9 protein-coding genes and 3 pseudogenes are annotated in these 12,465 nt (G+C 69.7%); 9 read left to right on the top strand and 3 right to left on the bottom strand.

The features are described from left to right. The first annotated feature begins 20 nt into the window (after positions 1 to 20). The 4 genes from K1X59_RS18590 to K1X59_RS18575 are packed head-to-tail and all read left to right on the top strand — an operon-like array spanning position 21 to position 2,899. A complete protein-coding gene (locus K1X59_RS18590) occupies positions 21 to 773 on the top strand; it encodes a succinylglutamate desuccinylase/aspartoacylase family protein (protein ID WP_244632184.1) in 753 nt (250 codons plus the stop codon). Further along, the gene (locus K1X59_RS18585) at positions 770 to 1,540 is read left to right on the top strand and encodes an IclR family transcriptional regulator (RefSeq protein WP_183151128.1); all 771 of its coding nucleotides are present in this window, start codon (positions 770 to 772) and stop codon (positions 1,538 to 1,540) included. The genes K1X59_RS18590 and K1X59_RS18585 overlap by 4 nt, the downstream gene beginning before the upstream one ends. 34 nt (positions 1,541 to 1,574) lie before the next feature. Beyond that, positions 1,575 to 2,537, top strand: a complete 963-nt coding sequence (locus K1X59_RS18580; protein WP_220173704.1) for a DUF4862 family protein — start codon at positions 1,575 to 1,577, stop codon at positions 2,535 to 2,537. Further along, positions 2,534 to 2,899: a RidA family protein gene (locus K1X59_RS18575; protein WP_183151125.1), complete on the top strand. Its 366-nt coding sequence runs from the start codon at positions 2,534 to 2,536 to the stop codon at positions 2,897 to 2,899. The genes K1X59_RS18580 and K1X59_RS18575 overlap by 4 nt, the downstream gene beginning before the upstream one ends. 128 nt (positions 2,900 to 3,027) lie before the next feature. Here the strand turns inward: K1X59_RS18575 and K1X59_RS18570 are convergent, their stop codons facing one another. Then, positions 3,028 to 4,467 carry an MFS transporter gene (locus tag K1X59_RS18570; RefSeq protein WP_220173703.1) on the bottom strand — a complete coding sequence of 480 codons (1,440 nt, stop codon included), beginning with the start codon at positions 4,465 to 4,467 and terminating at the stop codon, positions 3,028 to 3,030. Between the two features lie 61 nt (positions 4,468 to 4,528). Here K1X59_RS18570 and K1X59_RS18565 point away from each other — a divergent pair. From K1X59_RS18565 to K1X59_RS18555, 3 genes and pseudogenes are all read left to right on the top strand, one after another. Further along, positions 4,529 to 5,853, top strand: a pseudogene (locus K1X59_RS18565) (alpha-hydroxy-acid oxidizing protein). Between the two features lie 33 nt (positions 5,854 to 5,886). Continuing rightward, positions 5,887 to 6,507, top strand: coding sequence for a hypothetical protein (locus K1X59_RS18560; RefSeq protein ID WP_183151123.1), 621 nt, complete (start codon positions 5,887 to 5,889; stop codon positions 6,505 to 6,507). A 50-nt stretch (positions 6,508 to 6,557) separates the two neighbouring features. Continuing rightward, a complete protein-coding gene (locus K1X59_RS18555) occupies positions 6,558 to 7,247 on the top strand; it encodes a GNAT family N-acetyltransferase (protein ID WP_220173702.1) in 690 nt (229 codons plus the stop codon). Positions 7,248 to 7,282: 35 nt separating this feature from the next. Here the strand turns inward: K1X59_RS18555 and K1X59_RS18550 are convergent, their stop codons facing one another. After that, positions 7,283 to 8,752, bottom strand: coding sequence for a peptide MFS transporter (locus K1X59_RS18550; protein WP_220173701.1), 1,470 nt, complete (start codon positions 8,750 to 8,752; stop codon positions 7,283 to 7,285). A 113-nt stretch (positions 8,753 to 8,865) separates the two neighbouring features. Here K1X59_RS18550 and K1X59_RS18545 point away from each other — a divergent pair, with 113 nt between their 5' ends. Beyond that, positions 8,866 to 10,251, top strand: a complete 1,386-nt coding sequence (locus K1X59_RS18545) for a glycine--tRNA ligase (protein WP_183151122.1) — start codon at positions 8,866 to 8,868, stop codon at positions 10,249 to 10,251. 53 nt (positions 10,252 to 10,304) lie between these two features. Here the strand turns inward: K1X59_RS18545 and K1X59_RS18540 are convergent. Continuing rightward, positions 10,305 to 11,258, bottom strand: a pseudogene (locus K1X59_RS18540) (helix-turn-helix transcriptional regulator); the annotation flags it as partial. A 48-nt stretch (positions 11,259 to 11,306) separates the two neighbouring features. On the opposite strand from K1X59_RS18540, the pseudogene K1X59_RS22595 reads away from it, so the two are divergent. After that, positions 11,307 to 11,969, top strand: a pseudogene (locus tag K1X59_RS22595) (epoxide hydrolase family protein); the annotation flags it as partial. Positions 11,970 to 12,465 lie beyond the last annotated feature (496 nt).

The raw sequence follows: 12,465 nt of genomic DNA, 5'->3' as shown, positions 1-12,465 counted from the left end.
AGGCCGCACGCCGCGCGGACATGAGAGTCTCTCCTGAGGACGGCGGCAACCTCGCCCGGAGCTTCCCCGGCCGTGTGCACGGCAGTCGGACGGAGCAGCTGGCGCACCTGCTCACGTCCGAAGTGCTCGCACACGCCGACGTGATCGTCGACCTCCACACCTCCAACAGCGCGGCGGACATGCCGCTCTTCGTCGGCTGCCTCGACGACGGCAGCCCCGCTGCGGACGAGTCCGTCCGCCTCGCATTCGGGCTCGGGATGCCGATGCTCTGGACGCATCCGCGCCTCGGTCCCGGCCGCACGCTCACCGTCGCGGCGGAACGGGGGATCCCGGCGCTGTATGTGGAGTCGCCCCTCGGTGGGGTCCTGGAACGCGGATACGTCGACGCCTACACGGACGGCGTGCGCGCCGTGCTCGAAGCCTGCGGGCTGGTCGCCGCCGAGACCCCGCCGCGTACCCGCCCGGCGCCCGCCCTGTGGGTGCATGGCGACGGCGACACCGATGCGTTCTCCGCGGTGACGTCTGACGGCTTCTTCGAACGGATCGTGGCGCTCCTCGACCCCGTCCGTCGTGGCGATCCGGTCGGTCGCGTCATCGACGTCTTCGGGCGGGAGCAGGAGATCGTCATCGCCCCGATCGACGGCATCGTCACCACATTGCAGCGCGCGGCCGCCGTCGTCTCCGGTCAGCCGGTGGTCGGCGTGACGCCCGTCCGACCCGGAGTGCTCGGTCTCGCCTCCGACGACCTCGTCACGACAAGGAACCCACTATGAGCGATGCCAACTACTCCATCCGTTCCGTGCAGCGGGTCTGCGACATCCTGGACCTGGTCCAGGCGACGTCCGACGGACTCAGCCTCATGGACTTCGCCGAGGCCACCGAACTCCCCAAGAGTTCGGTGTTCCGCTACCTCAGCACGCTCGAACAGCGCGGGTACGTCGAGCGCGATGACAGTGGCGACTACCGCATGGGGATCTCCCTCAACGGCGATCGGCTCGAGACCCTCTCGCGGCGCCTGCGACCGCAGCTCGTCGCCATGCGCGACCGGTTCGGCGAGACGATCAACCTCGGACTCCTCGACGGGTCGCGGGTGGCGTACCTGGAGATCGTCGAGAGTCGCGCGTCGATCCGCAACGCTCCCCGTGCCGCGGAACGGGAGTTCATCCACGCCACGGCGCTCGGCAAGGTCCTCGCCACGCGGATGACCACCGCGCAGGTGCGGGCGATCCTGCACCAGGAGGGCATGCCCGCGCTGACGGAGCACACGATCGTCGACCAGGCCGAGTACCTGGCGGAAGTCGAGCGCACCAGGGAGCGGGGGTATGCGCTCGACGACGAGGAGAACGAGGTCGGCGGACGCTGCCTTGCTGTGCTCGTCCCGCGCACCACGCTGCCGGTGGCCGTGAGCCTGTCGGCGCCGACGAGTCGTCTCTCGGTCGCGGAGACCGCCGCCGTCGCCCGCGGGATGAGCGAGATGATCGGCGCTGCAGCGGCCTTCGCCGACAGCGATCTCGGCGCGGCCTCCGAGGTCCCCGCATGAGCACGGCGCGGGCCGAGGCGGAACGACGATCAGGATGATCGACGGACTCACACTCGGCGCCTACGCCGCCGAGCCGCGAAGGCCCGCGCTCGACGAGCGATCCGAGCGGAGGTGGTTCCAGGCGCTCGCCGCCGTCGAGGGCGCGCACGGCCTCGAGGTGTTCTTCCGAGGGACGCTGCACCCGCGCGGACCGGAGCATCTCGCGCAGCTGCTTCCCGAGGGGTGGCATCTCGTCGTCACCGCTCTTCCCCAGGCCATCGCCGGCAGCACGACGGACCCTCGTTACGGGCTCGCCTCGAAGCATGCGGATGGTCGGCATGCGGCCGTGGACGACATCAGGCGGCTTCTCGCTGAGACGCGGCGCCTCGACGCCGTGCTCGGGAGGACGGCCGTGCGCGCGATCGAGCTTCACTCGGCGCCGCGGGCGATCGACGGCGTGAGTTCGGATGCGTCGGCGCTCGCTCTGTCCTTACGCGAGCTCACGGACGCGGCCGAAGGGACTCCGCTGATCGTCGAGCACTGCGACGCCCTCGTCGCCGGACAGGCGCCGATCAAGGGATACCTGTCCTTGGCCGCGGAGCAGGCCGCGGTCGACGAGGCGCAGGACGGGGGTGCGGTGTCCGGTCAGTCCGTGAACTGGGGCCGATCCGCGATCGAGGGTCGCTCGGCGCGCACCCCGGTCGAACACGTCCGGCACCTCGTCCGGGCGGGGACCCTGTCCGGGCTGATGTTCTCCGGGGCGCCGTCGACGGCGGGGCCGCTCGGCGCGGCCTGGGACGACCTTCACAACCCGCTCCGGTCCGACGACCCGGCATCTCTGCTGGATGGCGGCGGCGTGGGGATGACGCTCGCCGAGATCGACGCGGCGTCCTGGGATCGGATGCTGTTCCTCGGCGCCAAGGTGCAGGACCCCGAGGATTCCGTGGAGTTCGAGCGCAGACTCGCACCCCTGACAAGGGCGATCGGCGCGATCCGCGCTGGGATGGAGAAGAGATGATCGACCACTTCGGGGCCCACCCCGACCGCGTGCTCAGCCGCTCCGTACGAGCGGGGGACTGGCTCTACGTGTCGGGGCAGGCGTCCACCGACCCGGAGACCGGGGCGTTCGTCCCCGGCACGTTCGACGAGGAGTTCCGACGCTCGGTCGAGAACCTCGACCGAGCGCTCGCCGAGGCGGGTGCCGACCGCGGCGCCCTGGTGCGCCTCGGCGTCTTCGTGCGCGACGAGGACGCGCTCCCGAGATACAACGAGCTGTATCTGCAGACTTTCGCGCATCCGCGTCCCGCGAGGACGACCATCGCGATGGGGTTCGGGTTCCTGCAGTTCGAGATCGAGGCCGTGGCCTACCTCGGCGACTGAACCCCGGCAAGCCCACGGGGGCGGGATCGTGAGGAATTCCCGGCTGAGTGCCTTTCGTCTCCCGCCTCCGTGTCGTTCGCGCCGGACCTGCGACCTCGGTGCGGATCTGCGACGCCGTCGAGGTCGGCTCAGGGCAGGGAGGGGTGCTGCTCGGAGCTGCGTTGCTTCGGGATGAACAGCGACAGCACCACGGCGATGATGCCTGCAGCGATCGCAAGCCAGAAGCACACCTCGAAGGCCGCGCGGGTGGGCACAGCGACACCGCCGACCTCGACGCTCATCGCGGCGAGGATCCCGCCCATGACGGCCGAGGCGCTCGAGGTGCCGACCGAGCGGAACAGCGCGTTGAGCCCGTTCGAGGCGCCCGTCTCGTTCGCGGGGACCGAGCGCATGATGATCATCGGCATGGCGGCGAACGTGAAGCCGATGCCGACCCCGATGAAGATGTTGGCGACGAAGATGTGCCACACCTCGGAAGACCACAGCAGCACGAAGACGTACGCGAGCACGATCGCGGCGGCGCCGACCGTGAACAGCGGGCGCGGGCCCACCGTGCGCTCAAGCCATCCGGAGAGCGGCGAGATGACCATCATCACCAGGCCAGCCGGCATGATCACGAGGGATGCCGCGACCATGTCGAGCCCGAATCCGGCACCGCCGACCGCGGGCATCTCGAGCATCTGCGGGAAGGTCACGTTCGAGGCGAACAGGGCGAAGCCCATTCCGATCGCTGCGATGTTCGTGAAGAGCACCGCGGGTCGAGCCGCCACACGCAGGTCGAGCAGCGGGTCCTTCGTGCGGAGCTGGTACCAACCCCACAGCAGGAGCACCGCGACTCCACCGATGATGCAGACGAGGGTGAGCGGCGCCGTCCATCCCCACTCGGCGCCGCGGGAGACGAAGAGCAGGATGCCGGTGAGGCCGATCGCGAGACCGATGGCGCCGAGCACGTCGAGGCGGCCCGGGGAGCGCAGCACATCCTCCGGGATCACGGCGAGCACCAGCAGGAGCCCGACGACACCGAGCGCGGCGGCGAGCCAGAACAGCATGTGCCAGTCGGCGTTCTGGGCGAGCAGCGCCGCCACCGGCATCCCGATCGCACCGCCGACGCCCATGGTCGCGCTCATCAGGGCGACAGCGGTGCCGAGACGCTCCGGCGGCAGCACGTCGCGCATGATCGCGATGCCGAGCGGGACGACACCCGTCACGGCTCCCTGCAGTGCGCGTCCGATGATCACGCCGACGATGGAGCCGGACACTGCCGCGATCACGGAGCCGAGGATGAGGATGGTCAGCAGCGCGATCACGACGCGCCTCTTGCCGTACATGTCGCCGAGGCGTCCCGAGATCGGGGTGGCGACGGCGGCGACCAGCAGGGTGACCGTGACGACCCAGCTGGTGTCTTCGCGCGAGGCGTTCAGCAGCTGCGGCAGTTCGGCCTGCAGCGGCACGACGAGAGTGAACATGAACGAGGAGCACAGTCCGGCGAAGGCCAGGACGGCGACGATCGCCCACTTCGGCGGGGTGCGGGAGAGGCGCTTCCTGGCTCTCTCGTCGTTCGCACCCACCGGCCAAGGCTATCGGCGATCGGGCGGTGCGGGGCCGTTCGCGGCTGGCTAGCATGTCGACATGGTCACGAGCAGCGTCGCTCCGGACGATCCCGCCGCCCACCGCGGCATCTCCCGGCGTACCCAGTCCGACATCTACCGCGCCGGCATCAGCGGCACGAGGCCGGCGGTGCCGATCGATGCCGCGGGACTCGAGACGGCCGCCCGCAAGGCGTTGAGCGCCGAAGCCTTCGCGTACATCGCCGGTGGCGCAGGTGCCGAGCGCACCGTGGCCGCGAACCGTGCGGCGTTCGACCGCTGGCAGGTGTGGCCCCGCCCCTGCGCGACGTCTCGACGCGCGACCTCGGCGTGGAGTTCCTCGGCAGGACGCGTCCGACCCCGTTGCTGCTCGCGCCGTTGGGGGTGATGGAGATGGCGCACCCCGACGCCGACCTCGCGGTCGCGCGTGCCGCAGCCTCCCTCGGCATCCCGTACACGCTGTCGAACCAGGCGTCGCTCCCGATGGAGCGGATCGCTCGGGAGACGCCGCTCGGCTCCCGGTTGTTCCAGCTCTACTGGTCGGCGTCGGACGACCTCAACCGCTCACTCCTCGCCCGTGCGGAGGCGTCGGGGTGCGAGGCGATCGTCGTGACCCTCGACACACACCTGCTCGGCTGGCGCACCCGCGACCTCGATCTCGCGTACCTGCCCTTCACCCGCGGGATGGGCATCGCGCAGTACACGAGCGATCCGGTGTTCCAGGAGCTGGTGCGCGAGCGCGCCGCCGTGCCGAAGGGCGATGCTCCCGGCGTCAAGGTCACACCGAAGGCGGTCGCCGCCGCGCTCACGATCGCACGGAAGGGTGCGCCCCTCACGGGCGGCGGGTCTCTGCGCGACAACCTGCGATCCCCGCTGCCGCGCGCCGCGGTCGAGACCTTCCTCGACGTGTTCTCGACACCGGCGCTCACTTGGGCCGATCTGGCGAAGGCCCGCGAGTGGACGAGCCTGCCGATCATCCTGAAGGGCATCGTGCACCCCGACGATGCACAGGCCGCGCTGGATACGGGGATGGACGGCATCTGGATCTCGAACCACGGCGGCCGCCAGATCGACCGGTCGGTGCCGACGCTCGACGTGCTGCCCGAGATCGCCGAGCGGGTCGCTGGCCGGGTGCCGATCGTGTTCGACTCCGGCGTGCGCGGTGGGGCGGACGCGGTGATCGCGCTGGCGCTGGGGGCGACCGTCGTCGCGCTCGGCCGCCCGTATGCGTACGGCCTGGGTGTCGCAGGCGAGAGGGGCGTGCACGAGGTGATCCGCAACGTGCTCGCCGAACTCGACATCACGCTCGGTCTCGCCGGGCTCACGTCGGTGGCTCAGCTCGATCGCGACGCGCTGCGGAAGGTCTGACCCGCTGCGCGCCCCGCGTGGTTGCATGGCCGGATGAGCGACGACGCCGCCTTCGAACAGCACCCCGCCGACTCCGCGTACCACCGCCGACTCCCGATCGGCGAGGTGCTCGACGCCTCGGCCATCGCGGACGGCCTGCCCTGGGCTTTCGAGACGGTGACCATGCGGCCGCTCGAGCCGATGCTCGTGCCGGAGAAGCCGCGCGCCGGTGAGTCGGACCCGGAGGAGTGCGGGCACTGCGGGCCCAGTGAGTACACGCTCTGGCACGACGAGCTCTGGCAGGTCCGTGCGGGATGGGACGTCGGCGGGCTGCCCTTCATCGGCGGGGTCGCCCCGCGTGAGCACTGGCTCCTGGAGAACGCCCCGCACGACGTGCTCGCCGCACTGGGCCCGCTCCTGCAGCGCGTCTCGCAGGCGGTCAAGAGCGTCCCGGGTGTCGCGCGCTGCCACTTCGGCCGCTGGAACGACGGTTCGGCGCATATGCACCTGTGGGCGCTGGGACGCCCAGCGGGCATGATGCAGGGTCGCGGAGCCGTGCTCGCATTCTGGGACGAGATCCTCCCTCCGCTGCCACCGGAGATGGCGGAGGAGCACATCCGCATCGTCGCCGAGGCGCTCGCCGCGGGCGGAGGGGAGGCGTTCCCGTACCGGTGATCCGGCGATCCCGATTCCTCGAACGGGCCGTGGAGGGGCAGACTGGGGGCGTGCGAACCATCCGTGACCTCGACACCGTTGAACTCATCCTCGACGCGCAGGGCCTGCTCGACTCCATCCGGGGCCCGCAGCGCGTGGTGGATGCCGGCACGCTGCGCGCCTTGCAGCAGTCGGGCAACTACGTCGTCGGCTTCTTCGACGGCGAAGGCGACGAGGAGCGCATGGTCGGCGCTTCCATCGCGTTCTTCGGCGAGCCCGCCCGGCGTGCGATGCACTCGCACATCACCGCGCTGCTGCCCGAGTATCGCGGACGCGGGTGGGGGCGCGAGCTCAAGGAGCACCAGCGTCAGTGGGCGTTCTCGCGTGATGTCGGCCGCATCACGTGGGTCTTCGATCCGCTGGTCGCACGCAACGCGCACTTCTTCTTCACGGTGCTGGGCGCCCGCGCCACCGGCTACTCGGTCAACCGCTACGGCATCTTCGGCGGCGGCGACGCGGGCGATGAGAGCGACCGCCTCGACGTCGAGTGGGCGCTCGCCGACATCGCCAAGCCCCCGGCCGACGACGCGGTCGTCGAGACCCTCGAGATCCCGGACGACATCGAGTCGTTGCGCGTCTCCGATCCGGCGGCCGCCCATGAGTGGCGTCTCCGCCTGCGGGCGCAGATGGAGGGCCTGCTCGGCAGCGGCCTCAAGGTCGCCGGGTACGACAACGCGCGCGGCTACCTCTTCACCGTCTGAAGCCCGGTTCCCCTGATCCGCTCACGCGGCAGTGCTCAGCGCACCCCGCGCATGAGCTTGAGCACGGGCTTCACGCTCAGCAGCAGGCCGATGCCGACCAGGATGGCGATGCCGCCGAGGATCGAGAAGTACGGCACCTCGTCGTCGGGGTTGTAGAACTTCACGAGCTCGCCCGAGATGGCGGTGCCGAGGGCGATCGACAGGAAGAACAGCGCGACCATCTGCGTGTGGAACACGCTCGGTGCGAGTTTGGTGGTCACTGAGAGCCCGACGGGCGAGAGCAGCAGCTCGGCGACCGTGAATACGAAGAGGATGCCGACGATCGCCAGCAGCGGCGTGGAGTTCGCGCCCCCACCGGCGAAAGGCAGGAACAGCAGGAACGCCGACCCCATGATGATCGCCGAGAGCCCGAACTTCACCGGCGTCGACGGCTGACGCTTTCCCAGCCGGGTCCAGATCGCGGCGAAGACGCCCGACAGGATGATGATGAAGACCGGGTTGATCGACTGCACCCACGAGACCGGCATCTCCCAGCCGAACAGGTTCCGATCCAGGCGCTTGTCGGAGTACACCGTCAGCACCGTGAACTGCTGCTGGTACAGCGACCAGAACGCGACACTCGTGACGAACAGCGGCAGGAACCCCCAGACCCTCGACCGTTCCGTCGCGTCGATTCGGCGACTCGAGAGGATCACGGCGAAGTAGGCGACGGCAGCGACGACCGTGCCGATGATGACGATGGTCGCCAGGTTGTCGGCGCGGATCACGCCGGTCAGCACGAGCACGGCGAGGACGAGGATCGCGGCGCCCGCGACGATCCCGACCAGCGGATACCGTGACCGGGGCAGCGGGTTCGGGACCTCGCGCACGGAGGCGGGGAGCGCGCGCCGGCCGAACGAGTACTGCACGAGACCGAGGGTCATGCCCAGTGCTGCCAGCCCGAAGCCCCAGTGGAAGCCGAGGGTCGACTGCAGGATGCCGGTGAGGATGGGGCCGAGGAACGCACCGAGGTTGATGCCGAGGTAGAACAGCGAGAAGCCGGCATCCCTCCGCGGGTCCTCCGGCGTGTACAGGCTGCCCACGACCGAGGTCGCGTTCGCCTTCAGGCCGCCGGAGCCGAGGGCGACCAGCACGAGGCCGACGCCGACCCCGACGAGTCCCGGCAGGAGCGCGAGCGCGAGGTGGCCGGCGACGATCACCATCGCGCTGACGAACAGCACTCGCTCCGCGCCGAAGAGCCGGTCGGCGAGCCAGGCACCGAGGATGGTCGAGAGATAGACCGAACCTCCGTACGCGCCGACGATGCCGCCGGCCACCGCCTCGGGGATGCCGAGGCCGCCCTGCGAGACCGAGTAGTACAGGTAGATGAGCAGGATGCCCTGCATGCCGTAGAAGCTGAACCGCTCCCACATCTCCACACCGAAGATGTGCACGAGCGACCAGGGCTGCCCGAAGAAGCGGGTGTCGTCGTCGCGGGTAGGCGGTGCGGAAGCTGCGGTGCTCATGCCAGGAAGCTACTCTCCGGCGGCGGCCGCGACCAGGGGACGCGCTGCGACCACCGGTAGAATAACGGTGCCCGTGCTCACGGGCTTCTCCGCATCCGACCATTGGAGCCACCATGGCCGAACAGTCCCGTCTCGACAAGGTCATCGCCCTCGCCCGCCACCGCGGATTCGTGTTCCAAGCGGGTGAGATCTACGGCGGTTCTCGGTCGGCCTGGGACTACGGCCCCCTCGGCACCGAGCTCAAGGAGAACATCCGTCGCCAGTGGTGGCAGACGTTCGTGCGCGGTCGCGGCGACATGGTCGGCCTGGATTCGAGCATCATCCTGCCCAAGCGCGTGTGGGAGGCCTCCGGCCACGTCGCGACGTTCACCGACCCGCTGGTCGAGTGCCTGCAGTGCCACAAGCGCTTCCGCGCAGACAACCTCATCGAGGACTTCGAGGCGCGCAAGGGTCGCAAGGCCGAGAACGGTCTCGCCGACATCCCGTGCCCCAACTGCGGCACCAAGGGGCAGTACACCGAGCCCAAGGCGTTCTCCGGTCTGGTGAAGACCTACCTCGGTGTCGTCGACGACGAGTCGGGCCTGTACTACCTGCGCCCCGAGACGGCCCAGGGCATCTTCGTGAACTTCTCGAACGTGCTCACCGCGAGCCGCAAGAAGCCGCCGTTCGGCATCGGCCAGGTCGGCAAGGCGTTCCGCAACGAGATCACCCCCGGCAACTTCATCTTCCGCACCCGGGAGTTCGAGCAGATGGAGATCGAGTTCTTCACGCCGCCGGCCGAGGCGAAGGAGTGGTTCGACCACTGGGTCGAGGCCTGCTGGAACTGGTTCATCGACCTCGGTATCGACCCCGAGAACATGCGGCAGTTCGACGTACCGGAAGACGACCGTGCGCACTACTCGGCCGGCACGATCGACGTCGAGTACAAGTTCGGCTTCGCGGGCAAGGAGTGGGGCGAGCTGATGGGCGTCGCCAACCGCACCGACTACGACCTCTCCAGCCACAGCGAGGCGTCGGGCCAGAGCCTGACGTACTTCGACCAGGCCACGGGCGAGCGCTACACCCCGTACGTGATCGAGCCGTCGTTCGGCCTCACCCGCGCGATGATGGCCTTCCTCGTCGACGCCTACCGCGAGGAGCAGGTGCCCAACGCCAAGGGCGGCACCGACGTGCGCACCGTGCTCAAGCTTGACCCGCGCCTCGCGCCGGTCAAGGCCGCCGTGCTGCCGCTGTCGCGCAACGAGAAGCTGTCGCCGCTCGCCCGCGAGGTCGCCGACACGCTGCGCAGCTCCTGGGCCGTCGACTTCGACGACGCCGGCGCGATCGGCCGCCGCTACCGCCGCCAGGACGAGATCGGCACCCCGTTCTGCGTCACGGTCGACTTCGACTCGCTCGACGACCGTGCCGTCACGGTGCGCGACCGCGACACCATGGCGCAGGAGCGCGTGTCGATCGACGAGCTGCACGCGTACCTCGCCGAACGCCTGCGTGGCGCCTGAGCACGCAGCGACCCAGACCCCGTCGGCCCGAGTGGCCGGCGGGGTCTTTCAGTTGCTCCCGCGACCGCTCGCGCGTAGCGCTCGGAGAGCAGTTGCAAGCGCGGGAGCAGTTCGGGTGGGCTCTCGACGCTGAAGTCCATCATCAGCATGCCGATGTACGCGGCGACGGTATCGAGGCTGTCGGCGCCTGTGACGAGGATGCAGTGTTCGTCGTCGACGGGTTCGACCACGCCGACGGCGGCATGGATGCGGTCGAGCACGGCTTCCGCCGGGGCGTCGATCCGGAGTCGGGCGTGCACCTTCCAGCCGCTCACGGCGATGGTACGCATCGCGAACGCCGTGTAGTCGCCGCCGGGAAGGGGCTGTGGGTCGAAGCGCCGATGCGTCGGCATCCGAAGACTCATCCAGTCGACGCGGTAGGTTCCCCACTCGTCGGTTCGCGGGTCGCGCGCCACGAGGTACCAGCGTCGTACCCAGGTGAGCAGTCGGTACGGCTCGACCAGCACCGGTGTGCCTTCGTAGTCGAAGCGCAGCCACTCCGCACTGCGGATCGCACTCGCGACGGCCTGCAGGGATGCGGCGTCGACTTCGGGATCGGGGGCGTCGGTGTCGTTGTTCTCCGGGGCCCGGTCGACGCTCGAGCGGAGGGCGTCGACGGTCGGGCGCAGGTGCGAGGGGAGCACCTGCTCGAGTTTGGCGAGAGCCCTGGCGCCCGACTCGGCGATGCCCGCGATGCCCGCTGCGGCGCGGAGTCCGACCGTGACCGCCACGGCCTCCTCATCGTCGAGGAGGAGGGGAGGGAGGCTGCCGCCTGCGCCGAGGCGGTATCCGCCGATAGGTCCTCGCGTGGCGTCGACCGGGTAGCCCAGGTCGCGCAGCCGCTCGATGTCGTGCCGCACGGTGCGGGAGGAGACGCCCAGTCGTGCGGCGAGATCCGCCCCCGAGCGTGCAGGGCCGGTCTGCAGCAGGGCCAGCAGCGCGAGCAGCCGCACGGTCGGATCAGCCATCGGACCCCTTCCGAAAGTCGTTCGCCTATTAGGAACGAATCCAACCTAATGCGCTTCTACCTTCGAGACATGGAAAACACGACGCTCGCCTTCCGCCCTTTCACCGTCTCGGTCTCCGCTGCCGAGGTCGCCGATCTCCAGGATCGTCTCGCCCGCACCCGCCTCCCGCAGCCGTCGCCGACGGACGACTGGGACGCCGGCACCCCGAACTCCTACCTGCGCGAGGCGGTCGCCGCCTGGCGCGCGTTCGACTGGGAGGCCGCCCAGGAACGGATCAACGCCGTCCCGCACTTCACCACCGAGATCGACGGGCAGACGATCCACTTCATCCACGTGCGTTCCGCGCACGAGGGCGCGAAGCCGCTGCTGCTCGCGCACACCTACCCCGGCTCCGCCGTGGACTATCTCGATCTGATCGACCGTCTCGTCGACCCCGAGGCGCACGGCGGTCGTGCCGAAGACGCCTTCGACGTGGTGATCCCGGATGCTCCCGGCTACGGGTTCTCGCAGCCCCTGGCCTCAGCGGGGTGGACGACGGCGCGCGTCGCGGCGGCGTACGACCGTCTGATGCGTGCCCTCGGCTACGACAGCTACGGCATCCACGGCTCGGACAACGGCGCCATGGTGGCACGCGAGCTGGGCCTGATCGAACCCGCAGGATTCCTTGGACTGCACGTGCTGCAGCTGTTCTCGTTCCCCTCGGGCGACCCGGCGGAGTTCGAGAAGCTCGAACCGGCCGACTACGCCGGCCTCGAGCACATGCAGTGGTTCCAGTCGGTCGGCGGGTACAACGCCATGAACGCCTCCCGCCCGCAGACCGTGTCGGTGGGGCTCAGCGACTCCCCGGTCGGACTCCTGGCGTACAGCGAGCTGTTCAACTCCTTCGGCAATGGCACGTCGCTCGTGCCGTTGGAGATGATCCTGCTCGAGGTCAGCGTGAACTGGTTCGCGAACGCGGCCTCGGGCATGAGCCGCAGCTACCTGGAGAACGCCAGGGCGGCTGCCGCGGCGGAGGGCGCCGAACCCCGGATCAACGCCGCACGGACGGGGTCGCCGTCTTCGCGGACGACTTCCAGACGATCCGGGTCTTCGCCGAGCGTGACAACGCGAACATCGTGCACTGGAGCCGCTTCGCCGACGGAGGACATTTCGCCGCCCTGGAGCGTCCGGATGTGCTGGCCGCCGATATCCGCGCGTTCTTCGCCGT

This window comes from Microbacterium sp. Se5.02b (assembly GCF_019464375.1).
Lineage (GTDB): Bacteria > Actinomycetota > Actinomycetes > Actinomycetales > Microbacteriaceae > Microbacterium.
This window is presented reverse-complemented; position numbering and strand designations above follow the sequence as displayed.

Coding starts and splice junctions, on each gene's coding strand:
- K1X59_RS18550 (WP_220173701.1), bottom strand. CDS start 8,752: ATGAGCACCGCAGCTTCCGCACCGCCTACCCGCGACGACGACACCCGC.
- K1X59_RS18580 (WP_220173704.1), top strand. CDS start 1,575: ATGATCGACGGACTCACACTCGGCGCCTACGCCGCCGAGCCGCGAAGG.
- K1X59_RS18560 (WP_183151123.1), top strand. CDS start 5,887: ATGAGCGACGACGCCGCCTTCGAACAGCACCCCGCCGACTCCGCGTAC.
- K1X59_RS18545 (WP_183151122.1), top strand. CDS start 8,866: ATGGCCGAACAGTCCCGTCTCGACAAGGTCATCGCCCTCGCCCGCCAC.
- K1X59_RS18590 (WP_244632184.1), top strand. CDS start 21: ATGAGAGTCTCTCCTGAGGACGGCGGCAACCTCGCCCGGAGCTTCCCC.
- K1X59_RS18575 (WP_183151125.1), top strand. CDS start 2,534: ATGATCGACCACTTCGGGGCCCACCCCGACCGCGTGCTCAGCCGCTCC.
- K1X59_RS18585 (WP_183151128.1), top strand. CDS start 770: ATGAGCGATGCCAACTACTCCATCCGTTCCGTGCAGCGGGTCTGCGAC.